The sequence below is a fragment of the Microbacterium sp. A93 genome (assembly GCF_051842835.1).
Genome location: NZ_JBPXMT010000012.1, coordinates 204,357 through 227,508, shown reverse-complemented (window position 1 = coordinate 227,508; position 23,152 = coordinate 204,357). Strand labels below are relative to the sequence as shown.

The window sequence follows — 23,152 nt, the reverse complement described above, 5'->3', positions numbered from 1 at the left end:
CGGATGCCCGGGGTACAGATGTCAGGCGAAAGTACGGATGTCGGCCGATTTAGCGATACTCCGGCCTACAGGTGTGTTTCCGACCGACAGATGTACCGCGCAGGCTGCGGAACGAGCACGACTTTCCCTCGCTGGCGGCGCTGTTCGATCGCCCTCATGCCGTGACCTCCGTGTTCGAAGGAGTCACCCGCTGCACCAGCACCACGGCTGCGACGGCAATCACAACGGCAACGATGAACACGGCAGTGAACGGGTCACCGGTCGTCGACAACGCGGCGAAAAGCGTGCCGGTGACGGCCAGCACCAGAGCAGCGCCGAAGGAGTCGGTGACCGTCATGGCCGCGCTGTTGAAGCCCAGATTCGCCGGTGTCGACATCGACAGGATCAGCACGCTGCTGCGTGGACTCATGAGCCCCATGCCCGAGCCGGCGACCACCCATGCGGCGGCGATCACCAGCGCATCCAATCGGAAGGCGGATGTCACCGCCACGAGTGCGATGCCGATCAACACGAGGACCATTCCGATCCGCAGTGCCGTCACGCTGGACAGCCGGGCACCCATCCGGCCCTGGACGGTGGAGGCGACCGACCAGGCGAGTGCACCACCGGTCAATGAGAGCCCGGCGAGAGTCGGAGTGAGGGCGTACCGGTCGGTCAGCAGGTACGGCAGGTAGACCTGTGCGCCGAAGAATGCTCCGGCCATGAGGCCACGAACCAGGATGACCGATGGCAGGCCACGGCGAGCGATCAGCGTCCCCTTGGGCACCAGCGGCCGGACGGCAATGAGAGCGACGACCGCGGCGGCGAGCGCGAGCACCGGACCGATGTCCGGAATGTCGCCCAGAAGATTCAACGCAAGAACGGCAACCGCCGCGAGCACGGACCAACCGAGCCTGCCGAACGCCCACGGCACCGATGCATCCCGTGCTCTCGAGAGCCCGCGCAGGGCAGGGATCACCATGACAAGCGCGGCCATCGCAAGCACGACAACGCTGAGGAAGACCCAATGCCAGCTCCAGATATCCGTCATCACCCCGGCGATCGTCGGACCGATCAGAGAAGGCACGACCCACGCCGCAGCGAACGCGGCGAAGATCGCCGGATGCAGGTGCGGCGGGTAGACCCGCGCGACCACGACGTATAACGCCACCATCATCGCTCCGCTACCGAGTCCCTGCGCGAAGCGCCCTGCCACGAGAATCTCCATGCTCGGCGCGAGTCCGGCGATGAGAAGGCCGACGACGAAGACGAGCACCGAGGTGTACAGCACGGCCGTTGGCCCGCGACGGTCCGACCAGTTCCCCGCTACGACCATGCCGATCAGCCCTGTTGCCAGAGGCCCGGCGAAGGCCAGCGCATACAGTCGCTCACCGTCGAGATCTGCGCTCACCGCCGGCATCACGGTCGTGACTGCCAGCGACTCGAATGCCCCGAGGAACACCAGGGCACACGCGCCGATGGTGATCCAGACGTACGCGCCGTTCATGATGCCCGGTGCGGTGGCCTTGACCGTCCGCACCTCTCCCGTATCCGTTGTCATGAGGATGACGCTAAGACCTCAACTATGGTTGAGGTCAAGCCGACGGTGCAACAGGGAGAACCGCATGCCGCAGTTAGATGGAGACAAGAACCGGCAGCTGACGATCGGCGAGTTGTCCAGTCGCAGCGGAGTCGCAGCATCCGCATTGCATTTCTACGAGCGCAACGGCCTGATCGACTCGGAGCGCACGGACGGGAACCAGCGCCGCTACCGCCGTGACACGCTGCGCCGGGTCGCCTTCATCCGGGTGTCGCAACGCGTCGGCATCCCCCTCAAAGACATCCGTGCAGCCCTCGAGTCGCTGCCGGAAGGACGCACTCCTACCAAGAAGGACTGGGCCCGCCTCTCGCAACGCTGGCGCGATGAGTTGGATGCGCGCATCCGCCAACTCGAGCATCTGCGGGGAGATTTGGACGGATGCATCGGATGCGGATGCCTGAGCCTGAATTCGTGCGCGCTGCAGAATCCGGCTGACGTCCTCGGTGTTGCAGGGGCTGGGCCGGTTCGCTGGCTCAAAACCGGGGCGGCGGCGGAGTGACCCGGGTACACCTGCAGGGCGATCGAACGGATGTCGACTGATTCGTCGGCGTTTCGCCTTGCATCCGTGCTTCGGCCCTGCAAGTGTGCCGGGTGGGCCAGTCGATCACCCGGGTCAGGCGAGCAGCAGGCTCGTCGGCGCGGGCGCTGGGGCGCGGTGGCGGATGCCACGGGGCGCGCCCGTGCGCTCATCGAGGTCGAGCACGCTGATCTCATCCGACCGCTGCCCCGCAACGAGCAGCGACCCATCGTGGACCAGATGATGCCGCGGCCAGTCCACGCCAGACTCGGCGAGCGCGAACGGCTCGACGCTTTCGCCCGCACCACGCACGCGCAGCGCGGCAATGGTGTTGCTGCCGCGCACTCCTGCGTAGAGCGTCTCGCCATCGCGTGAGCGCGACAGCTCGGACGGGAAGTCGAACCCGACGATTACCCCGGGACTCACCGACGTCGCCGCGATGAGCGCCCATCGACCATCCGCGCCGGCCGCGAGCGTGAAGACCTCGCAGGAGTATTCCGTGACCACATGCAGGTGGCCGCTGGGGTGCACCACCATGTGCCGAGGGCCGACGCCGTACGGCAGCACGATCTGGTGATCGAGCGTCAGGCCGCTCGCCGTCGGGCGCCAGATGCGCACGAGGTCGAAGCCGAGGTCGGTGGTGGCGATGCGTCCGTCCGGCAAGAACGCTGCGGAGTGCGCGTGCGAAGAGCGCACGTTTTTGTCCTCTTCGACGGGTGGCACGGGTTCGGGCTCAGCGGCAGAATTCAGTCCGAGCATCTCGTCGAACAGCAGGAGTCCAGAGCGTGGCGCAGCAGTTGCACTGGGCTCGAGCGACGCAGTGGCGGCCGCCAGCATGTCGCTGAGGTCAACAGCAAGTGGATCGGCATCCCCGGTGGCGGCATCCATTCCGTAGGGATCGGCGGTGGCATCCGCGATCGACGGCTTCAGCATCCGTCCGTCTGAAGACAGGTCGATGCGCACGACCCGTCCATCGCCGTAGCAGCTGGCAACCAGGTAGTCGCCGGATGGTGCGACGGCGAGGTGGCAGACCGAGTCCCCAGCCTCGACCGGGCGGCCGAGCGGAGTCAGCGCCCTCTCGCCGGTGCGCGCGAATGCCTGGACACTGCCCGATCCCTCCAGCGCCGCAAAGACGACATCGAGCGAAGGATGCCGCGCCAACCACGATGGAGACGACGTCTTGGTGACCGCGCCCCGGTAGGCGAGTGAGGCAGGCTCGCGCCCCTCGTCGCCTTCGAGCAGGCCGATACCCGTGGCATCCCCGCCCATATCGGCGCCGTAGCCACCGACCCAGAACTGCGTCATCGCTGTCTCCTCATGTGTATCCCCGGAGGTGTCACAGTTTGCCGCCCCTGGCCCGATTCAGCGACCATACGCGACACCCCGCCCGCGCCGACACCCGCGCCGACACCAGCACCAGCACGGCACCGACCCGCGGCGCGCTCCGCTCAGTCCACGAGGTCGTGGCGGACGATCACCTGATCACGCTCAGGGCCGACGCCGATGACCGAGATGCGCGTCTTGCTCATCTTCTCGAGCGCGAGCACGTAGTCCTGCGCGGTCTGCGGCAGATCTTCGAAGCTGCGGGCCGTCGTGATGTCTTCGCTCCAGCCGGGGAAGTTCTCGTAGATCGGCTTCGCGTGGTGGAAGTCGGTCTGGTTCACCGGAACATCGTCGAAGCGCTCTCCGTCGACGTCGTAGGCGACACACACCGGGATGTGCTCGAGACCGGTAAGAATGTCAAGCTTGGTGAGCACGAGGTCGGTGATGCCGTTGATGCGCGTCGCGTAGCGCGTGATCGGGGCGTCGTACCAGCCGACCCGGCGCGGACGGCCGGTAGTCGTGCCGAACTCGAAACCTGCGGAGCGCAGCCAGTCACCCTTCTCGTCGAACAGCTCGGTCGGGAACGGTCCAGATCCGACGCGGGTCGTGTAGGCCTTCACGATGCCGACGATGCGGTCAAGACGGCCGGGTCCGACGCCGGATCCGGATGCCGCGCCTGCCGCCGTCGCGGTCGAAGAGGTGACGAACGGGTAGGTGCCGTGGTCGATATCGAGCATGGCCGCCTGACCGCCCTCGAAGACGACGACCTCGCCACGATCCAGTGCCTCGTCGAGGAGGTGGCCGGTGTCGGCGACCATCGGGCGCAGCCGCTCGGCGTAGGAGAGCAGCTCTTCGACGATCTCATCGACGGTGACCGAACGACGGTTGAAGACCTTCACCAGCAGGTGGTTCTTCTGATCGAGCGCGCCCTCGACCTTCTGGCGCAGGATGTTCTCGTCGAAGAGATCCTGCACGCGGATGCCGACGCGGTTGATCTTGTCGGCGTACGCCGGGCCGATCCCGCGACCGGTCGTGCCGATGTTGCGCTTGCCGAGGAAGCGCTCAGTGACCTTGTCGAGCGTGCGGTGGTACTGCGTGATGAGGTGCGCGTTCGCGCTCACCTTGAGCTTGGAGACGTCGATCCCGCGCGCCGAAAGCGCCGTGAGTTCATCGAAGAGCACCTCGGGGTCGATAACCACGCCGTTGCCGATCACCGGCGTGACACCAGGAGAGAGGATGCCAGAGGGCAGCAGGTGCAGTGCATACTTCTCGTTGCCGACGACGACGGTGTGGCCGGCGTTGTTGCCGCCGTTGAACTTCACCACCCAGTCGGTGCGGTCACCGAGCAGGTCGGTGGCCTTTCCCTTGCCCTCGTCGCCCCACTGGACTCCGACGATCACAATTCCTGGCATGGGTACCCCCTGGCAAAATATGCCTCTGCTTTCGCCGGGATTGCACCGGCGGATGAGCTGGCCCTAGTCGGGCTTGTCCATCTTACCGAAGGCCCCCCTGCCGTCTCCGTCGAACTCAGCGATCCGAGATGACGCCACGCCCGAGACCGAGCTCGGCGAGCCGATCCGCGGCCTGCTTTCGCTTCAACTCGAGCGACTCACCGATCTCCATGGCCAGCCTCGGGCGGGTGCGGATCAGGGCATCCACCGTCTCGAGCGGGAGGACCACAAGAGTGAGGATGTCTCCCGCCACCGTGACCGACTGCGTGCGCTCGCGCGTAAGGGCGGTCTGCCCGACGATCTCGCCTCGCTCTGCATAGGAGAACTCGATCCGAGCGCCGTCAATCTCAAGGGCGAGCGTCGCCCGCCCAGACAGCACGACCTTCACCTCGTCGGGAATGACACCGGCCGGCAGTACGACCTCCCCGACGCCGTATCGCTCGAGACGTGCAGAGGAGAGTAGTTGCTCGGTGTCCTCCTCGCGCAGATGCAGAGTGGGTGCGATCGCCGCAACGGCCTCGACGAGACGCTGGGGCTCGGTGAGTGGATCGGTGGAGTCTCCGTCCAGTGCGAACCCGCGACGACGGGCCGCGTACCAGAGCCAGGAAAGGTACATCGACAGCGCGCGGCCGGCGTCCGCGGGACCTGTGACCGGGATCGAGACGCCGTATGCGCCAGACCCGGCGTAGTCGATCGATGCACGCTCACCTTGGACTCGCATAGGCAGCGCATCGGCGATCTCCCGCAGCAGCGCCATCACCTCGTGCGGCGGATCGTCGGTGGAGAACTTCACCGACGTGGTCGCGGAGTGGGGACCGGCCGGTTCGCTCAGGTTCGTGAAGGATGCCCCGGAAAGCGTGGAGTTCGGCACGATCTGGATGCCGGACCCGGTCTCGATGTGCACTGCCCGCCAGTTCACCTCGACGACACGCCCCTTGACGCCGCCGGTGTCGAGCCAGTCACCGATTTTGAAAGGTTGCTCGAAGAGCAGCAGGAGCCCAGAGATGACACCGCCGACGGCGTTCTGCAGGGCGAGTCCGATGACGATCGACCCCACCCCCAGCGCCGTGAGCAGTCCGCCGACGTCGGCTTCCCACACCCAGGAGAACAGCAGTGCGAGCCCGACGACGACCAGCGCAAGCCGTGCGATCTCCACGAAGATCGTCGGGATCCGCTCGCGCCAGGATCCGGGGGACGCATTCGCAAACAGTGCCACGTTGAACGACGACAGCACCAGCAGGATGAGGAGGAAGCCGAAGACGGTCGCCACAACTCGCACCCACACTTGATCGGCGGGCGATTGGATCGCGAATCCCAGCAGCGCGAACACGGCGCCAGCAGGAACCACCCAATTGCGCAGCAGCCGGAGTGGCCCGGCGATCGGATTGCCCCGGCGGCTGAAGGCGCCGACAAGCTCGGTGAGGACGACCAGCACGACGGGCACGCCGACCGCCAGTGCGATCACCCACCATGCCCAGCCGTCGTTGAAGATATCGGCCATGTCAGGCGACCTTCCACACGGTCTCGGTCTTTCCCTGCGCTTCGACTGTGCCGGCCTCGACGTAGGTCACCAGTTCCTGGGTGCGGTCGCGGACCGCCTGGCTGACGTAGATTCCCGGCTCGCCGGTCACCGATCGCACCCGGTATGCGAGGCTCACCGCGTCGCCCCACAGGTCATAGGCGAGTGTGGTCCGCGCGACCAGACCGCTCGTCACAGCGCCGGTGTCAACTCCGGCGCGGAGCGAAATGTGCGTGCCGTTCTGCGCATTGAAGCGCTCAAGCACGTCCACAAGGCTTCGAGCGAACTCGACGCTGCGACGAACATTGTCGACACGGGGTACAACCAGCCCAGACGACGCGAGGTATCCACCGCGAAGCGTGCGCACCTTTTCGACGCCCGACTTCTCCGCAGCCTCGTCGAAGCCACGCATGAGCGTGTTGAGCAGCCCGATCTCCTCTTCACCGCTGAGGCCTTTCGCGAGTTCATCGAAACCAACCATCTCCGCGAACACGACCGAGACGTTCTCATGGGCCTCGGTGATCGCCTCGTCGCCTTGCCTGTACTTGGCCGCGACACTTTCCGGCATGAGTGTGAGCAGGAGCTTCTCGTTCTCGATCTTCTGCTCGTCGATGAGTTCCTGCTTGATGCGCAGGCTCGAGGCCATGTCGTTGAAGGCGCTGCCGAGATCCCCAAACTCGTCGCGAGAGCCTTGCGGCACCTGCACATCGAGATCGCCCTCGGCGACCCGACGGACAGCCCCGACGAGGCGATGGACCGGACGAGTGAACACCTGTGCGAGCAGCAGGGAGAGAAGCGAAACGACGAGCAGGATGCCCAGCATTGACAGCAGGACGTTCCTGGTGAAATCGGTGACGGGCGCAAAAGCCTCCGAGGAGTCCATCCGCGCGATGATCACCCAGTCGAGGCCATCGATTTCCAACGGTGCGTACGCGGTGACGCTGTCCGAACCGAGATAGCCGATTCCCGTGGTGATTCCACTGCGCCCGGTCTGCGCCTCCTCTACCGCGAAGGTGTTGACCGGCTGAAGAAGGACGTTTCCGTTCACCTGCGCAGCACGTTTCGCGATGCTCGGGGCAGTGCCGCCCTCGATGGCGAGCTGCGCATACTCGTCTGGGTCCTCCAAAAGCTGGCGCGAATTGCTGCGCATGAGATCGTCACGACCGACGAGATACACCTCGCCGGTTTCACCAAGACCCTGCTCGCTCCAGTTTCCGTCTCCGGTCATGACCTCGTTGATCTGATCCGTCGGAATCTGGACTGCCATCGCGCCAATGATGTCGCTGCCCTCGCCGACAGGCGACACGACCCACGAGGTGGGAAGGCCCAGAGAGGGCAGGTAACGCTCAAAATCGGTGGTGACGACCTTGTTCAGAGATCCGCTCAGCATCACCTCATCAAATGCGCCGGCAAGCGAGGAATCCGAATACGGTTCCTCATGGATGTCAACGCCAAGGTCGACACTCTTATAGGCGCTGTATACGACGTTGCCATCGCGATCGAGCAGGACCACATCCTCGTAGTTCAGCGTCTCGACCAGGCTCTGAAAATAGGGGCCGAAGGTTGCATTTGCGGCACTCCATGCGCTGCCATCTCCGGCATCACTCAGCGCCAGGCCGGCGTCATAGTCGTCGTATGCTCGGCCAGCCGTATAGAAGGATTGCAGATAGGTTCCTGCCGCTGTCGCTGGCACAAATGTTGACGAGACGTACTCCAGTTGGGAGCGATCTTCCAGCGCGGGAACGAACTCATCCTCATAGAACGCTGCAACAGACGCTGCCTGCTCCTCGGTGACTTCGACATCCTTGAGCGCCGCAAAACCGTCGACGAACGCCTTCGTCCCCTCGACGGCACTGGCATTGCGCGAATCCAGTTCCACTCCGGTCTGCAGACTCTGGAACTCCCGTTCGATCGCATCCGCTCGCAACTCTCGAATGGTCGTGAGCTGATCGATTGCCGCGGCCTGCAGCGATTGCCGACCATTAATGAACCCGATCGCTCCCACGACGACCGAGGAGACCAAGCTCACCCCCAGCAGCATGATGAGGAGCTTCGATTGGATGCTCAGTCCACCTCGCCACCGACTGGACCGTGCATTCGTCGCCACCGCGTCAATACCGCTGCCACTCATATGCTCTCCGCCGTTCTGCGCATCGGAAACGCAACTCAGTCACGACCCTAGCGATATACCGGTACATCGGCGAGAGAAATTATTCCGCGCGGCGCATCGCGGCGCGACAGCGGGACGTCGGTCAGGAGGACATCGGTCAGGAGGACATCGGTCAGGAGGACATCAGACCCGTGGCGGCGATGCCGTGCTGAACGCGGAACCAGTGCTCCGCGGCATTCGCGTCTCTGGCCAGCATCGCGAGCCGCATCTTTCGATAGCAATCCCCCCGGAATTCACGGGTGCCCAGCACTGGTCGCGCTTGGCGGAGGTTGCGTTCGGCCAGCAGACTGGCCTCATGCATGACCTTGCCGAGGACTGGATTGCCCGATAGCCGGGTGAGGTACCCGACGAAGATCCGAGACGCGAACATGAGGTCCGCGGCATCCTCGGCGTCGGACGCCTCGATCATGCGGTCGAGCTGAGCGATCGCCTCGGCCAGTTCTGCATCATCCATCCGCCGCACCGCGAGCTGGAGGGCGATGCCTGCTTGGAGGCCGGTGTACTCGAGGGTGCTGGCGATCATCTCCTCGGTGACCTCGGTCACGCGCGTGTACCGGCTCGGCGACATCTCGATCAGCCCTGCCCAGCTCAGTCGCTGCAGCGCCTCACGAACCGGCGTCCGCGAGACACCGAGCGCCTCAGCAAGCTCTTTGTCGCTCACCCGCTCACCGGGGGCCAGCCGTCCGTCGACGATCGCGCCGCTGATGCTCTCGTAGACCCGGTCGCCCAGCGCATGGCCTTGAACCTCCAGCGCGCCGATTCGATCACTCAACGGCAACCGCGTGTCCTGCTCCATGTTTTCCCCAGCCTTCCATCGCAAACTCACCCCAATGAGCCACCGATATATCGTAGGTCGTGATCGTACCCAATACAGTGAGGAACCATGACAACCTGGTGGCCATACGCACGACTTGCCGCAGCAGTACTCGGCGCAGCCGCGATCATCACTCAGCTGATGAGATCCCTGCAGAACGGTGCCATCTCGCCGACCGAGTGGGGCGCGCATGTTCCGACGCTCGCGGCGAATTTCCTCAGTTTCTTCACGATCGAATCGAATCTTCTCGCCGTGATCGTCCTCTCAATCGGCGCGATCTGGGCGTGGACCAGCGGTCGAAAGGAAGAGCGCGAACCGGGCTGGTTCGCGGTGCTGCTCACCTGCGTGAGCACGTACATGATCGTGACTGGCATCGTTTACAACCTGCTGCTGAGAAACGTTGAACTCCCGCAGGGTGTCACGGTGCCATGGTCGAACGAAGTGCTCCACGTCGTCATTCCGCTTTTCTTGCTGGCTGATGTGCTTTTCGCGCCGAAGCGGCGCGCGCTCCCGTGGAGCGCCGTGGCGATTACGGCGATTTTCCCCGTCGTCTGGGCCGGTTACACCCTGCTGCGCGCGAATGTCATCATCGCCCCCGCCACAGGTGACGCCTGGTGGTACCCGTACCCGTTCCTCGATCCGCACCTCGTACCTGGCGGGTATCTGGGGGTCTCCGGTTACATCGTCGGGATCGCTGCGGCGATCGTCGGCGCCGCCGCCTTCGTGGTGTGGATCGGCCGGCGCCGCGCGCGCTCTTAGGATGCGGGGGGTTAGCCTGTTCTGCGGGGGAATGCAGTGGTGTGTATCCCTGGTGAAATCGAGGAGACACAGATGACCCAGCCGTATCCCGCGTCGAACCCCGGCTCGGCTGTTCCTCCGCCGCCAGCGCCTCCGGCTCCGGCACCGGCAGCACCCGCAAGCCCGACAGCGCCCGCAAGCCCGCCAGCACCGGCTCCGATGCCCGCACCGGCACCCGCACGCCCCACACCAGGCTCAGACGCCGGGCCCAGCGCCGCGGAGATGCAGCGTGCCGGCGAAGTACTCAAGGTCATCTCCGACGCGTACTCGGCGAAGATGGTCGGCCAGGAGCGACTGCGCACCAGCCTTCTGGTCTCCCTCATCGCCGGCGGGCACATCCTGCTCGAGTCTGTGCCGGGGCTTGCGAAGACCACGGCCGCAAGCACGCTGGCCGACACCATCAAGGCCAGCTTCAAGCGCATCCAGTGCACGCCTGATCTTCTTCCCAGCGACATCACCGGCAACCAGATCTACGACGCCGCGACGGGCTCGTTCCGCACCATCCTGGGTCCGGTGCACGCGAACTTTGTGCTGCTCGACGAGATCAACCGCTCCAGCGCCAAGACCCAGTCGGCGATGCTCGAGGCGATGCAGGAGCACCAGACCACGATCGGCGGCGAGGTACATCACCTGCCGAAGCCCTTCCTCGTGATCGCCACACAGAACCCGATCGAGCAGGAGGGCACCTACGAGCTCCCCGAGGCGCAGATGGACCGGTTCCTCCTCAAGGAGATCGTCGACTATCCGAGCCCGGCAGACGAGTTCGAGATCCTCCGACGCATCGACTCCGGCGTACTCGATCCTGACCGGCACGTCACCAGCGCCGTCACCCTCGAAGACGTGAAGATGCTGCAGGAGGTCGCCAGCCGCATCTACGTCGACGACGCGATTCGCAACTACATCGTCTCGCTCGCCTACGTCACGCGTAACCCGGGCCCGTACATCGGCGAGGACCGCGCCCGCTACATCAAGTACGGTGCCAGCCCCCGTGCCAGCATCGCCTTCCTGCAGGCATCCCGCGCCCTGGCGATGCTCAACGGCCGCACGCACGTCATCCCCGAAGACATCCGCACGCTCCGTCACGTCATCCTCCGCCACCGCGTACTGCTGACGTTCGAAGCGGATGCTGAGGGCACCCGGAGCGAGGAGATCATCGACCAGATCTTCACCTCGGTGCCGACGCCGTAACGGCATCCGCGTATATGGCCAGCCTGATCACGCAGGTGAAGAGCAAACTCTTCATCCACTCTTCGCAGAAGTCGATGCATGCGCTCGATGGCGCCTACGCGTCGCTTTTGCACGGGCGCAGCCTCGACTTCGAAGACCTGCGCAATTACGAGTACGGCGATCAGGTGCGCGACATCGACTGGCGGGCGACTGCCCGGCTCGGCACCCCGCTGGTCAAACGCCATCGCGCGAACCGTATGCATACCGTGCTGTTCGTCGTCGACACCGGACGCGCGATGACCGCGCTCGCGCACGATGAGAAGCCCAAGAAGGATCTGGCAGTGCTGGCTACGGGTGTACTCGGCATCCTGGCGCTCCGCCACGGAGACGACTTCAGCGTCGTTCACGGCGATAGCGAGCGCATCCGTCGCCGCGCTCCTGGACGCAGCGAGGGCGCACTCGAACACGCCCTGCGCACGATCGATCAGACCATCTCCACCGCCACAGCACCCAGCGACCGCGATGCACTCCTTTCTTTTGTCGCGAGAACGATCGCACGACGTTGCATTGTCGTCATCATCACGGATGACGCTCCCGTCACCGACGAGAGCGAGCGGATGCTGCGCCGGCTCCGCGTGCAGCACGACGTGCTGTGGATCACCCTTCGCGATGCCGACCCAGTGCTCGATCACACGTCCCACGCGGCACGCGCCGATGTGTACACCCGGTGGGCTGTTCCCGACTTCGTGCACGGCGACACGGAAGTTCTCGGCGAGTTGCTCGCGCAATCGCAGGCGGATGCCGAGCACCGCACCCGCTTGCTCGACCGGCTCGAGATCAGCCACACGACCCTCGACACCCAGGACGACGCGGTCCCTCAGCTGCTGCGCATGCTGAATCGGAGGGCGCATGTCAGGAACTGACGAGCTCTACCCTCCCGCCCAGTACGGCTGGGGCTGGATGCTGCTCGCGATCGGCATCATCGCCGTGCTCATCCTCGCCGCATGGTTGTTGATCTTCTTGACCAGGCCCAGACGCGCCACGTCTGTGCAGGATCCGCCACCACAGATCACTCCGCCCACCGGCGAGGTGCTGTCCATGCTGAGAATGGAATGTAACGACCGCATCAGCCAAATCGAGGCCGGTTACCGTACGGGCGCCCTCACTGCGCGCGGCGCCAATCTCGAACTCAGTCGCACGGTTCGCATGTTCGTCAATGAGTACAGCGGCCTGGAAGCGCCAGTGCTCGCGCTCGATGATCTGCAGCGACTCGGCGTGCAACCCGCGCTGATCGACGCGATGAAGAGGCACTACTACCCGAGCATCTTCCGCAGGGAATCCGCGAACGACCCAACCGCTGGCATCGAGGCCGCGCGCACGGTGGTGGCGTCATGGCACTAGCGAACTGGTGGCTCATCCTCATCGCGGTCGCCGTCATCGTCATCGCGATCACTGTCGGTCTTCTCATCGGACTTCGTGGCGGCGCGCGACACCGCGAAACGCCCAGCGCTCCGATCGCGCGTGCCGAGCGGCTGCGCGCGTTACCGTCGTTCCAGCACGCTGTCCGCAGGCGCACAGCGGCCCTCGTCGGAGTCGTCGCGCTCGGCGTAATTGCCACCGCAATCGGCGGAGTCGTGGCCGCCCGCCCGATGTCATCCGAAACAATCCAGCCGATCAATTCGAGCCGCGACATCATGCTCTGCCTCGACGTCTCCGGGTCAATGAGTGACGTGGATGTCGAGGTGCTCGCCGTCTTCGAGGAGCTCCTCGATGGCTTCGAGGGCGAGCGCATCGGCCTGACAATCTTCAACAGTTCGCCGGTGCAGGTCTTCCCGCTGACCGACGACTATGACTTCATCCGCACACACCTGCAGAGCATTCGGGAAAGCTTCGATTTCATGGAAGAGATCCCCGAGCACTGGGTCGGCACGCTGAATGGTCCAGGTGCCTCACTGATCGGCGATGGGCTTGCATCGTGCGCCATGCGCTTCGACCACCTCGATGAGGAACGCAGCCGCTCGATCATCCTCGCCACGGACAACGAGCTCGCCGGAGCATCCATCGTCACTCTGGAAGAAGCCGCGAACTATGCGGCATCCGTCGGAGTGCGCGTCTTCGCTCTGAACCCGGTGCAGGGCGTCAACACTGAGATCAGTGACGAGCTCGTCACTGCGGCCCAGATCACCGGCGGCGAGGCCTATGGCCTCCGCGAAACGACGACCGTCGCCGACATCATCGCGGACGTGCAGGAGCAGGATGCCGCGGAGCTGCGTGGCCAGGCACAGGTCGTGTGGACCGACACCCCGAACCTGTGGATCGCCGTGCTGCTCGTCGCCAGCCTCGGCTTCATCGTGCTGCTGTGGAGGGTGAGACTGTGATTTTTCAGCCCGTCCTCAATGTCTTCCTGCTCGTGTTGCTATTCGCGCCGGTGGTGTTCCTCGCGGGGTGGATGCTGGTGAAGTGCCTGCGCCCCGTAGCTGGAGCTTCGGCGGGGCCCGCGGCCGGCGCCCCTGCGCTCATGTGGGTGCTGCGACTGCTGATGCTGCTCGCCTGCTTCATGATGCTGCTGCGCCCAGGCATCCCCGGAGGCGCGACACAGACCCTCGCGACAGAAACCGACATCGTGATCGTGGTCGACACCACGGCGAGCATCGTCGCGGAAGACTGGGACGACGGCCAGCAGCGACTGGACGGCGTCCGCCAAGACGTGCAGTCAATCGTCGACGAATACCCCGGTGCACGCTTTGCCCTGATCACGTTCGATGCATCGGCCGAGTTGCGTCTGCCGTTGACCACCGACACCACCGCACTCATCTCGTCACTGGAGATTCTGCACCCTGAGGTCACCTCGCAGTCGCGCGGCAGCTCGATCGGCATCGCGAACAGGATGCTGAAGGAGACTCTGGCATCGGCCGCTGAATCGGCATCCGATCGCTCACGCATGGTGTTCTATCTCGGCGACGGGGAGCAGACGGACAGTCGCGACCCGGAGTCGTTCGCAGGCAGCGCGCAGTACATCGACGCCGGCTCCGTGCTCGGCTACGGCACCAGCGAGGGCGGACCGATGAAGATCACGACGGGTGGCTTCGGCTCTTCGACGGACGGTTCAGCCGGCGCTGACGGATACATCGAGTACGAGGGCCAGCCCGCCATGTCGGTGATCGACGACGCGAACCTGCAGACCATCGCCGGTGACCTCGGCGTGAGCTATCAGCTGCGCTCCGCCGACACCGCGATCGAGCTTCCGGAGGCGCCGACCGCGACGAAGAACTACACCGAGTCCGGCTCGGTCGGCAACGTGATCGAGCTGTACTGGATCTTCGCGCTCGTGATGGTGGCACTGCTCGGCGTCGAACTCGCACGCGCCACGATGCTCATCACGCAGATGCGCGGACTCGCGATTCGGAGAGGTGGCGCGTGACGAATCCCCTCACCCCTTCGAACGCGGATGCCGCTGCCGCTCTGCGTGCGGCGAACCTGCGCCGCCGGCGCATCCGTCGCTGGGTCGCCATCGGCACGCTGCCCCTGACGCTGGCAGCCCTGCTGTTCGTCGGCAAGCTGCTGAGTATGTACGCGTTCGCGCACCAGGCGATCACGTCGTATGTCGTCGCGGACTACTCGGGATCCACCGCAGCCGCCGAGAGACAGGAGTTCCTGAACTGGTTCGAACCGTTCAAGGCCCCCTACAACGTCGGCACGGCGTTGGCCGGTGCCGAGGAGCTTGACGGGGCACGCACGAAATTCGAGGAAGCGCTGCCGTTGGCGACCGGACTCGAAGTCTGCGCCGTGCGCGTGAACCTCGCCATCGTGATCGAGCGGCAGGGTGATTCCTTGGTCGATGAGGGCGATGGGGTCGGCGGCGCCGCGCTCTACGGCGAGGCTCTGCTCGTCACGGCTGAGACGCCGGAGGAGTGCAACAGCGAAGAGGCAGACTCGCAGTCACCGGATCCGGATCGCAGCATGAGTGACACCCTCGACGAGCTGGAGGACCGCCTGCAGGAGAAGCAGCGGAATCAGCAGCCGCCCCCGCCTGCTGACGGCGAGGACGGTCAGGAAGAGCAGCCGCAGCAGCCCGATCAGGGCAAGCTCGACGAGATCCAGGAGAAGCTCGAGCAGGGCGCCAAGGAACGCGAGCAGAACCAGCAGGACGATCCAGATAGCCCAGGCTCCGGGACGGATAAGCCATGGTAGAACCCGAGAAGCAGCGCGCACGTTATGTGGCCGGCACTGAGGGTGCACCCCCGGTGCCGCCACCCGGCGGATATCACGGCGCCCGCCGCGCGCAGGCGCCCAGTACTTCAGACAGTGCTTCCTACGGCGGCCCCTACGGCGCCCCGACTGCACCGATCATCGGCTCGGCCACGGCCCCCGCAGACAAGCAACCGGCGAACGCGATCGGCTGGAGCGCTCTCGTGGTCGCGATCCTGTTCGCACTGACCCTGCTCGGCACGCTGCTCGCCGGCTTCACTGACACGCTCTACGGCGTCACGATGCTGACACTGCAGCTGGTGGTGATCGGTGTCGTGATCGCGGCGCTCGTCACGCCGCGCGGACGGGCGCTCGGCGCATCCGCTCTTGTCATCACGCTGTTGCTGAACGTCGCGACCGTCGGTGCGATGAGTGCGCTGCAGACGTCGGCATCCGGTAACTATCAGGGCGAGAAGACTGCCGAACAGAAGCATGAAGAGGCATACCCCGGCATCAAGGATGTCCCGCCGAGCACGATCCTGTCCCAGATGTCTCTGGAACAGGTCCGCGCGCTCAGTGATGAGGCGCTGGGCGAGATCCGCGCGCGGCTGAGCGATGAGTTCGGGTACACATGGACCGAGGTCGCGGAGGAAGATCTGCGCCCCGAGCGCAACGGCTACGGTGGCGAGTCGATGCTCGTGCAGTACATATCGGTGCCGTGGATGACGAACGAGCCGATCCAGGATTACAACCGCAAACGTCAGGTGATGGGCATCATCGAAGAGGTGCTGTACGACTACGACATGTACAGCCTGTACTCGTTCAACGACCCGTCATCTGGCCTGGATGACACGATCCTGGAGAAGTTCTACGGCAGCACGGACCCTCGTACGCAGAACACATGGGAGTGGTACACCGACAACTACCCCGACCCGATGCGTTTCTACGCGGTGATGTACGACCTCTCGAACGACCGCACCGGGGAGTTCCTCGGCGAGCGCGAGGCACAGAGCGCGCGTACCGGCGAGCCGCTGGAGGGTCTGCAGATCTACTTCCTGGCCCCCGAACTGCTCAGCGAGGCCGATCAGGAAGAGTTCCAAACGCGACTCAAGGAGTACCCGGGACTCTGAGCGGGGGCATCCGCGGAATCGCCGCCCGAAATCAGGAACTCAGCCCGAGATCAGGACATTTCCCGAGATTCCTCCTGATCTAGGGCGATCGTCCTGATCTCGGGCGCACCCAGTGCGCAACCCACCCGCGAGCATGGCGACACGCCGCGCGCCGGTAGAATGGAAACCATGTCCAAGGTCCTTCAGTCTCTTCCCGTCGGCGAGCGCGTCGGCATCGCCTTCTCCGGTGGTCTTGACACCTCCGTCGCCGTCGCGTGGATGCGCGAAAAGGGGGCAGTGCCGTGCACCTATACCGGCGACCTCGGCCAGCCCGACGAAGACGACATCGACTCGATCCCCGGCCGCGCCCTGGAGTACGGCGCTGAGATCGCTCGCCTGGTCGACTGCAAGACCGCGCTCGTAGAAGAGGGCCTGATCGCGCTGCAGTGTGGCGCGTTCCACATCCGCTCCGGCGGCAAGACCTACTTCAACACGACGCCGTTGGGCCGTGCCGTCACCGGCACCATGCTCGTGCGCGCCATGAAGGATGACGGCGTCGACATCTGGGGCGACGGATCCACGTACAAGGGCAACGACATCGAGCGGTTCTACCGTTACGGTCTGCTCGCCAACCCTCGCCTGCGCGTGTACAAGCCGTGGCTCGACGCTGACTTCGTCACCGAGCTCGGCGGTCGCCAGGAGATGAGCGAATGGCTCATCGAACGCGGCTTCCCGTACCGCGATTCTGCGGAGAAGGCCTACTCGACCGACGCCAACATCTGGGGCGCCACCCACGAGGCGAAGACTCTCGAGCACCTGAACGTCTCGCTCGAGACCGTCGACCCGCTCATGGGCGTCAAGTTCTGGGACCCCTCGGTTGCCATCGAGACCGAAGATGTCACCGTCACCTTCGAGGGTGGCCGCCCTGTGGCTCTCAACGGCGTCGAGTACGCCGACCCGGTTGCCCTGGTGAACGAGGCGAACACGATCGGCGGACGCCACGGCCTCGGCATGAGCGACCAGATCGAGAACCGCATCATCGAGGCGAAGTCACGCGGCATCTACGAGGCTCCGGCCATGGCGCTGCTCTTCATCGCCTACGAGCGCCTCGTCAACGGCATCCTGAACGAAGACACCCTCGCGACCTATCACGAGCAGGGTCGCCGCCTCGGCCGCCTGATGTATGAAGGCCGCTGGCTCGAGCCGCAGTCGCTCATGCTGCGCGAGTCGATCCAGCGCTGGGTCGGTCTGACGATCTCCGGCACCGTCACCATTCGCCTGCGCCGCGGCGACGACTGGACGATCCTCGACACCACCAGCGCAAATCTGTCCTACGGACCGGAAAAGCTCTCGATGGAGCGCGTGGGTGACGCCGCCTTCGGCCCCGTCGACCGCATCGGACAGCTCACCATGCGCAACCTCGACATCGCAGACTCGCGTGCACGCCTGGAGCAGTACGCGAGCCTCGGCCTCGTCGGCGGCGCCACCGGCGAGCTCGTCGGACGCGTCACCGCAGGCGAAGCATCCGAGATCACCGAGGGCACGCTCTCGGCAGAAGACGAGAAGCTCGCGGACGCCGTCGACTCGGCATCCGAGGGCGCCGCCTTCGATTCCGGCACCGACTGACACTGCGGTTTTCTACTGACACTGCGGATTTCTGAGGGGCGGATGCTGCGGCATTCGCCCCTCACTCGTTCCATCCGGCAGCCCCTGTTGCCTGACAGCCCCTGTTGCAAATGACGGAAGCTGTTGCAAATGACGGACTAATCCCGCAGATTCCTCCGTCAGGTGCAACAACCTGCGCAATCTGGAACACGGGAAGGTTCGCAACGCAACGCGCGCCCGGATAGGCTTTCACACGCGCGCCCGAAACGCGTACCGGGGTCGGTGAAACCGAGTCCCACCGACGACCCGAAAGAACTCTCAATGACGACTGCATCCTCGGAACCTGTTTCGCGCCGGAGCCTCGGCCCGAAGATCGGCCGCATCGCGTTCGGCGTGATCGCCGGCCTGCTCGTCATCGCTGTTGCGGTCGCGTTCTTCGTCGTCTGGACGATCCAACGCTCTTTCCCGCAGACCGCGGGTGAACTCGAACTTTCCGGTCTTGAAGCCCCGGCCACAGTGCAACGCGATGAGCTCGGAGTGCCGACGATCACCGCCGACTCGACGCACGATCTGTTCTATGCGCAGGGCTTCGTGCACGCGCAGGATCGCTTCTTCGAAATGGACTTCCGCCGCCATGTCACCGCTGGTCGAGTCGCCGAGATGTTTGGCGAATCACAGGCCGGCACCGACATGTTCCTGCGCACTCTCGGCTGGCGGGACGTCGCAGAGCAAGAGGTTGAGGCACTGGATGAAACCACTCGCGCGTACTACGACGCATACGCCGATGGAGTGAACGCGTATCTCGCGTCGAACGACGGCGCAGAGCTCTCATTGGAATATGCCGTTCTCGGAATACAGAATCCTGAATATGAAGTAGAGCCATGGGAACCCGCGGATTCAGTCGCCTGGCTGAAGGCAATGGCCTGGGATCTGCGCACAAACATCGAGGATGAGACCGAGCGCGCCCTCCTGGTGGCGCAGGTGGGCGATGATACCGCCCCCGCCGACAGTATGTCGATGCTCGAGCAGCTCTACCCCACGTATCCATTCGATAAGAACCCGGTCATCGTCCCCACGATCTCCACCGTTCCGGCGCTGGAACCAGAGACAGACGCCGAACCCGCATCCTTCAACCTGAGCAGCGAAGATGAGGCACAGGCAGCAGTGACCACGATCGAGTGGGAAGAGGCAGGCAGCGTCATCGAAGCTGCCAGCCTGCTACTCGGCGACGTCGGCGAGGGCATCGGCTCGAACTCCTGGGTTGTGTCCGGTTCGCTGACCGAAAGCGGGATGCCGCTGCTCGCGAACGATCCACACCTCGGCGCCGCGCTTCCCTCCGTCTGGTATCAGGTGCAGCTGAAATGCTCCACGGTCAGCGCTGAGTGCCCGTTCGACGTGGGCGGCTTCTCCTTCTCGGGGCTTCCCGGCGTCGTCATCGGGCACAACAGCCAGGTCGCCTGGGGCTTCACGAACCTCACTACCGATGTTGCAGACCTTTACATCGAGAAGATCGACGGCGATCAATACTGGCGCGACGGTGCCCTCGTTCCTCTCGACGTGCGCGAGGAGACCGTTAAGGTCGCTGGCGGAGACGACATCGACCTCACGATCCGCTCCACCGTGCATGGTCCGATCATCTCTGGGCTCACCGATGACTTCACTGCCATGGCCGACGACCTGGTCATGGCCGACGGCGGCGCACTGGCACACGGCGAGACGGATGCCGCAGGAGCCATGTCGGGCGAGTACGCCGTAAGCCTGCGCTGGACGGCGCTGGATGCCGGCACCGCCGCCAGCGCGATCTTCGCCCTGGACACGGCCCAGAACTTCGAGGATTTCCGGCGCGCAGCATCGCTGTTCGATGTCCCCGCGCAGAACCTCATCTATGCGGATGTCGACGGCAACATCGGCTATCAGGCACCCGGCCGTTTGCCGATCCGCGGCGCCGGTGACGGATGGATGCCACAGCCGGGGTGGGACAGTGCATATGACTGGACGGGATTCATCGAGTTCGAAGAGCTCCCCGTTTCGTATAATCCGACGTCAGGATTCATCGTCACCGCGAACAACGCGATCGTTACTGACGACTACGAGTACTTTCTGTCCCGCGACTGGGACTACGGCTACCGCGCCGCACGCATCGCGCACATGATCGAGCGTCGCGCCGCGCTCGCACCGCTCACTGCGAAGGACATGCGCGACATCCAGAACGACAACGAGATGTGGATCGGCAAAAAACTGGCCACCGTGATGGGCGATGTTGAGGTGTCGGGTAAGGGACCGCAGGAAGCCGTCGCGCTGCTACGTACCTGGGATGCCCAGAACAATGTCGACTCGGCCGGTGCCGCGTACGCGAACGTGCTGTGGTCAAACCTGGTGCTGAACGTGTTCCAGAACCGCGAGGAGCCGCTGCCTCACGGCGGTCAGGCGCGCCTTTTCACGGTCGTCTCCGCTCTGCTGGACAATCCAGACGATCCCCTCTGGATCAACGAGAGCATCGGTGTCAGCACCATGGAGGAGATGCTCGCGCTCTCCGCTGAGGACGCGTACGACGAGCTGGTCTCACTACAGGGCAACGTCACAGCTCGATGGAACTGGGGCAGCCTGCACGCGATCACGCTGACCAGCGACACTCTCGGCTCGTCCGGCATTGCGCCGATCGAAGCACTGTTCAACCGCGGACCGTACCCGGTTGGTGGCGGCCCATCCGTCGTCAACGCCACGGGTTGGGAGCTTGGCGAGTCCTATGCGACGACGACGGTGCCCTCGATGCGCATGGTGGTCGATCTGGCAGACTTCGACACCTCAACGTGGAACAACCTGACCGGAGCATCTGGTCACGCATTCCACCCGAACTACGTCGATCAGACCGAAGACTGGGCTGCCGGCATCCAGACGCCATGGGCGTTCAGTACGGATGCCGTCGACGATGCGACCGTCGACACCCTGGTGCTGTCGCCGAAGGGGTAATGCGCCGAAGGGGTGACTCAGACCTCTTCGACGAACTCGATCGGACCGATCGCAGGCGGTTCCTCGTCGGCAGGCGTCTCGACTGTCTCGACGTTCTCGTCCCGGCCAGTCAGCCGCGCGATGGCCTCGGCGAACTGACGTTCCAGCGCGACGAACGCGGCCAACACGTCACCTGCGGTGAGCGCGTCGAGGAGTTCGCGATAGGTCTCGGAGACTGAGCGACGCACGGTGTACCCGTTCGGATCGCTGAGACTGGCGATGCGTGTCTCGATCGCGAGCGTCGCCATGTAGTGAGACAACCGGCGGCTGCCTGCGGAATCGACGAGCAGCCGATGAAACTCGATATCCGCATCACCGATGGTGCGTGCATCCGTGCCTGCACTGGCTTCGACGAGCTCGGCGTACGCGCGCTCAAGATTGTGGATGGCCGACACAGAGCCAGACTTCACGATAAGCCTGACGGCCTGACCTTCGATGGCGAGGCGCGCGTCATACACATCGGCGACATGCTCGGGTCCGATGACGCTCACGCGCATGCCTCGGCCGGGGGATGCCGTGAGCAGCCCCTCCTGCACGAGGCGCTGCGTCGATTCCCGCAGCGGGCTGCGGCTGACGCCGAGCTGGGACGACATCTCGACCTCTCCGATCGGACTGCCGACCGGCAGTGCTCCGGTGAAGATGGCCTTGCGCAACTCGGCGGTGATGAGGTCTACGGTCGACGGTCGCGCGACGCGCACCATCGAGATCGGAGATACCGCACGAGGGGTGTGTGAAGCCATTTGCATCCCTTCAAGCTGTCGCGCGAAACCGCGAACATCTCATTGTCGATCCTCCGCGCCGAGAAGCGAAGTCGACGCCGGTTTCTCAGTCTGCCGCATGATCACGTTTTTGTATACGTGTCGACAATATGCGCGTCTGACTGTACATCGCTCGACAGATTCCCTAGTCTGGGGCACGGTCAAAGGCGCCCGTGCGGAGCGCCCGAATAAGGAACCCATACGGAACGCGAGGACATCATGACGAAGAGAACGACACGAATCGGCATCGCCACAGTAGCCATCGGGGCCCTGAGCCTCGGTCTTCTCGCCGGATGCGCATCGGGCGGCGACGCTGGAGACACGGGCGGCGAGTCCACCGGTGACGCCGGCGACATGACCACGCTCGAGAAGGCGCAGGAAGACGGCACGATCACCCTTGCGATCGCTTCCGAGCAGCCTTACTCGTGGGTCGAGGGCGGCGAGCCTACCGGCGCCACCATCGCGATGCATGAGCAGATCTTCCAGAACCTCGGCATCGATGACATCAAGATCGAAGAGGTCGACTGGAACTCGTTGATCCCCGGCCTGAACGCCGGCCGATGGGATGCTGTCAGCGCCGGCATGTCGATTCTCCCTGACCGCTGTGAAGAGGCGGCGTTCAGTGACCCGGAGATCATGTACACCACCACGCTCGTCGTGGCCGCGGGCAACCCCAAGGGTCTCAGTGACCTCGACTCGGTCGCCGCCGCCGATGGCGTCACGCTCGCCGTGCAGTCGGGCGCGATCGAAGAGGGCTACGCCGCAGACCTCGGCATCGCGGGCATCGTTCAGGTCGACAGCGCACAGGCCGGCATCGAGGTCGTGCAGGCCGGGAGAGCGGATGCCTTCGCCCTCACCGCCGTCTCGTTGAACTGGATGACGGAAGATCTGGACGACGTCGAGACGACTGAGGCCTTCGTGCAGGAGATCGACGGGGTCGAGCAGATCGGCGCCGGCGCCACCGTGTTCCGCCAGGCGGACACCGACCTGCTCGAGGCATACAACGCTGAGCTCGCCAAGATCACCGCCGATGAGAAGTCCTACCTCGACCTGGTCGAGCCGTTCGGCTTCACCGCCGAGAACCTGCCCCCGGCAGATCTGACCACCGAACAGCTCTGCTCCGGCGACCTGGGCTGATCACACTG

The 23,152-nt window shown here is 64.6% G+C and carries 19 protein-coding genes; 12 read left to right on the top strand and 7 right to left on the bottom strand.

What is annotated here, in order from left to right:
- Positions 1 to 154 precede the first annotated feature (154 nt).
- Positions 155 to 1,540 (bottom strand): MFS transporter, encoded by a 1,386-nt coding sequence (locus ACSU1G_RS27225; protein WP_439283522.1) that lies wholly within the window; start codon positions 1,538 to 1,540, stop codon positions 155 to 157.
- Here ACSU1G_RS27225 and soxR point away from each other — a divergent pair.
- Complete coding sequence (gene soxR, locus ACSU1G_RS27220) at positions 1,539 to 2,078, top strand: redox-sensitive transcriptional activator SoxR (RefSeq protein WP_439283520.1); 540 nt, start codon at positions 1,539 to 1,541, stop codon at positions 2,076 to 2,078. The genes ACSU1G_RS27225 and soxR overlap by 2 nt on opposite strands.
- A gap of 114 nt (positions 2,079 to 2,192) precedes the next feature.
- Here soxR and ACSU1G_RS27215 read toward each other — a convergent pair whose 3' ends face one another.
- The 5 genes from ACSU1G_RS27215 to ACSU1G_RS27195 form a co-directional block, all read right to left on the bottom strand.
- Entirely contained in the window at positions 2,193 to 3,401 is a 1,209-nt protein-coding gene (locus ACSU1G_RS27215) for a lactonase family protein (protein ID WP_439283518.1), read from the bottom strand.
- A 143-nt stretch (positions 3,402 to 3,544) separates the two neighbouring features.
- Entirely contained in the window at positions 3,545 to 4,831 is a 1,287-nt protein-coding gene (locus ACSU1G_RS27210) for an adenylosuccinate synthase (protein WP_439283516.1), read from the bottom strand.
- A gap of 115 nt (positions 4,832 to 4,946) precedes the next feature.
- Positions 4,947 to 6,371, bottom strand: coding sequence for a mechanosensitive ion channel domain-containing protein (locus tag ACSU1G_RS27205; RefSeq protein WP_439283514.1), 1,425 nt, complete (start codon positions 6,369 to 6,371; stop codon positions 4,947 to 4,949).
- Position 6,372: 1 nt separating this feature from the next.
- On the bottom strand, positions 6,373 to 8,268 hold the full coding sequence (locus ACSU1G_RS27200; RefSeq protein WP_439283512.1) for an adenylate/guanylate cyclase domain-containing protein: 1,896 nt from the start codon (positions 8,266 to 8,268) through the stop codon (positions 6,373 to 6,375).
- A gap of 403 nt (positions 8,269 to 8,671) precedes the next feature.
- Positions 8,672 to 9,355, bottom strand: a complete 684-nt coding sequence (locus ACSU1G_RS27195; RefSeq protein ID WP_439283510.1) for a GntR family transcriptional regulator — start codon at positions 9,353 to 9,355, stop codon at positions 8,672 to 8,674.
- A gap of 87 nt (positions 9,356 to 9,442) precedes the next feature.
- Here ACSU1G_RS27195 and ACSU1G_RS27190 point away from each other — a divergent pair, with 87 nt between their 5' ends.
- The 10 genes from ACSU1G_RS27190 to ACSU1G_RS27145 all read left to right on the top strand — a co-directional run bounded on the left by ACSU1G_RS27190 (position 9,443) and on the right by ACSU1G_RS27145 (position 21,210).
- Positions 9,443 to 10,132 (top strand): Pr6Pr family membrane protein, encoded by a 690-nt coding sequence (locus ACSU1G_RS27190; protein ID WP_439283508.1) that lies wholly within the window; start codon positions 9,443 to 9,445, stop codon positions 10,130 to 10,132.
- A 198-nt stretch (positions 10,133 to 10,330) separates the two neighbouring features.
- Positions 10,331 to 11,359 (top strand): AAA family ATPase, encoded by a 1,029-nt coding sequence (locus ACSU1G_RS27185; protein WP_439283506.1) that lies wholly within the window; start codon positions 10,331 to 10,333, stop codon positions 11,357 to 11,359.
- Positions 11,360 to 11,394: 35 nt separating this feature from the next.
- Positions 11,395 to 12,261, top strand: a complete 867-nt coding sequence (locus ACSU1G_RS27180) for a DUF58 domain-containing protein (RefSeq protein ID WP_439283504.1) — start codon at positions 11,395 to 11,397, stop codon at positions 12,259 to 12,261.
- Entirely contained in the window at positions 12,248 to 12,739 is a 492-nt protein-coding gene (locus ACSU1G_RS27175) for a hypothetical protein (protein ID WP_439283502.1), read from the top strand. The genes ACSU1G_RS27180 and ACSU1G_RS27175 overlap by 14 nt, the downstream gene beginning before the upstream one ends.
- Positions 12,730 to 13,716 (top strand): VWA domain-containing protein, encoded by a 987-nt coding sequence (locus tag ACSU1G_RS27170; protein WP_439283500.1) that lies wholly within the window; start codon positions 12,730 to 12,732, stop codon positions 13,714 to 13,716. Before ACSU1G_RS27175 ends, ACSU1G_RS27170 begins: the two co-directional genes overlap by 10 nt.
- A complete protein-coding gene (locus ACSU1G_RS27165; protein ID WP_439283499.1) occupies positions 13,713 to 14,759 on the top strand; it encodes a vWA domain-containing protein in 1,047 nt (348 codons plus the stop codon). Before ACSU1G_RS27170 ends, ACSU1G_RS27165 begins: the two co-directional genes overlap by 4 nt.
- Positions 14,756 to 15,529, top strand: a complete 774-nt coding sequence (locus tag ACSU1G_RS27160) for a hypothetical protein (RefSeq protein WP_439283497.1) — start codon at positions 14,756 to 14,758, stop codon at positions 15,527 to 15,529. The genes ACSU1G_RS27165 and ACSU1G_RS27160 overlap by 4 nt, the downstream gene beginning before the upstream one ends.
- Positions 15,523 to 16,656 carry a hypothetical protein gene (locus ACSU1G_RS27155; protein ID WP_439283495.1) on the top strand — a complete coding sequence of 378 codons (1,134 nt, stop codon included), beginning with the start codon at positions 15,523 to 15,525 and terminating at the stop codon, positions 16,654 to 16,656. The genes ACSU1G_RS27160 and ACSU1G_RS27155 overlap by 7 nt, the downstream gene beginning before the upstream one ends.
- A 168-nt stretch (positions 16,657 to 16,824) precedes the next feature.
- Positions 16,825 to 18,261 (top strand): argininosuccinate synthase, encoded by a 1,437-nt coding sequence (gene argG / locus ACSU1G_RS27150; protein ID WP_439283493.1) that lies wholly within the window; start codon positions 16,825 to 16,827, stop codon positions 18,259 to 18,261.
- Between the two features lie 300 nt (positions 18,262 to 18,561).
- Positions 18,562 to 21,210 (top strand): penicillin acylase family protein, encoded by a 2,649-nt coding sequence (locus ACSU1G_RS27145; RefSeq protein ID WP_439283491.1) that lies wholly within the window; start codon positions 18,562 to 18,564, stop codon positions 21,208 to 21,210.
- A gap of 17 nt (positions 21,211 to 21,227) precedes the next feature.
- On the opposite strand, the gene ACSU1G_RS27140 is transcribed toward ACSU1G_RS27145, so the two are convergent.
- Positions 21,228 to 21,989, bottom strand: a complete 762-nt coding sequence (locus ACSU1G_RS27140) for a GntR family transcriptional regulator (protein WP_439283489.1) — start codon at positions 21,987 to 21,989, stop codon at positions 21,228 to 21,230.
- 237 nt (positions 21,990 to 22,226) lie between these two features.
- On the opposite strand from ACSU1G_RS27140, the gene ACSU1G_RS27135 reads away from it, so the two are divergent.
- Complete coding sequence (locus ACSU1G_RS27135) at positions 22,227 to 23,144, top strand: transporter substrate-binding domain-containing protein (protein ID WP_439283487.1); 918 nt, start codon at positions 22,227 to 22,229, stop codon at positions 23,142 to 23,144.
- Positions 23,145 to 23,152: the final 8 nt, after the last annotated feature.

Coding starts and splice junctions, on each gene's coding strand:
- ACSU1G_RS27195 (WP_439283510.1), bottom strand. CDS start 9,355: ATGGAGCAGGACACGCGGTTGCCGTTGAGTGATCGAATCGGCGCGCTG.
- soxR (WP_439283520.1), top strand. CDS start 1,539: ATGAGGATGACGCTAAGACCTCAACTATGGTTGAGGTCAAGCCGACGG.
- ACSU1G_RS27215 (WP_439283518.1), bottom strand. CDS start 3,401: ATGACGCAGTTCTGGGTCGGTGGCTACGGCGCCGATATGGGCGGGGAT.
- ACSU1G_RS27225 (WP_439283522.1), bottom strand. CDS start 1,540: ATGACAACGGATACGGGAGAGGTGCGGACGGTCAAGGCCACCGCACCG.
- ACSU1G_RS27190 (WP_439283508.1), top strand. CDS start 9,443: ATGACAACCTGGTGGCCATACGCACGACTTGCCGCAGCAGTACTCGGC.
- ACSU1G_RS27210 (WP_439283516.1), bottom strand. CDS start 4,831: ATGCCAGGAATTGTGATCGTCGGAGTCCAGTGGGGCGACGAGGGCAAG.
- ACSU1G_RS27155 (WP_439283495.1), top strand. CDS start 15,523: ATGGTAGAACCCGAGAAGCAGCGCGCACGTTATGTGGCCGGCACTGAG.
- ACSU1G_RS27205 (WP_439283514.1), bottom strand. CDS start 6,371: ATGGCCGATATCTTCAACGACGGCTGGGCATGGTGGGTGATCGCACTG.
- ACSU1G_RS27170 (WP_439283500.1), top strand. CDS start 12,730: ATGGCACTAGCGAACTGGTGGCTCATCCTCATCGCGGTCGCCGTCATC.
- ACSU1G_RS27185 (WP_439283506.1), top strand. CDS start 10,331: ATGCCCGCACCGGCACCCGCACGCCCCACACCAGGCTCAGACGCCGGG.
- argG (WP_439283493.1), top strand. CDS start 16,825: ATGTCCAAGGTCCTTCAGTCTCTTCCCGTCGGCGAGCGCGTCGGCATC.
- ACSU1G_RS27175 (WP_439283502.1), top strand. CDS start 12,248: ATGTCAGGAACTGACGAGCTCTACCCTCCCGCCCAGTACGGCTGGGGC.
- ACSU1G_RS27145 (WP_439283491.1), top strand. CDS start 18,562: ATGACGACTGCATCCTCGGAACCTGTTTCGCGCCGGAGCCTCGGCCCG.
- ACSU1G_RS27135 (WP_439283487.1), top strand. CDS start 22,227: ATGACGAAGAGAACGACACGAATCGGCATCGCCACAGTAGCCATCGGG.
- ACSU1G_RS27140 (WP_439283489.1), bottom strand. CDS start 21,989: ATGGCTTCACACACCCCTCGTGCGGTATCTCCGATCTCGATGGTGCGC.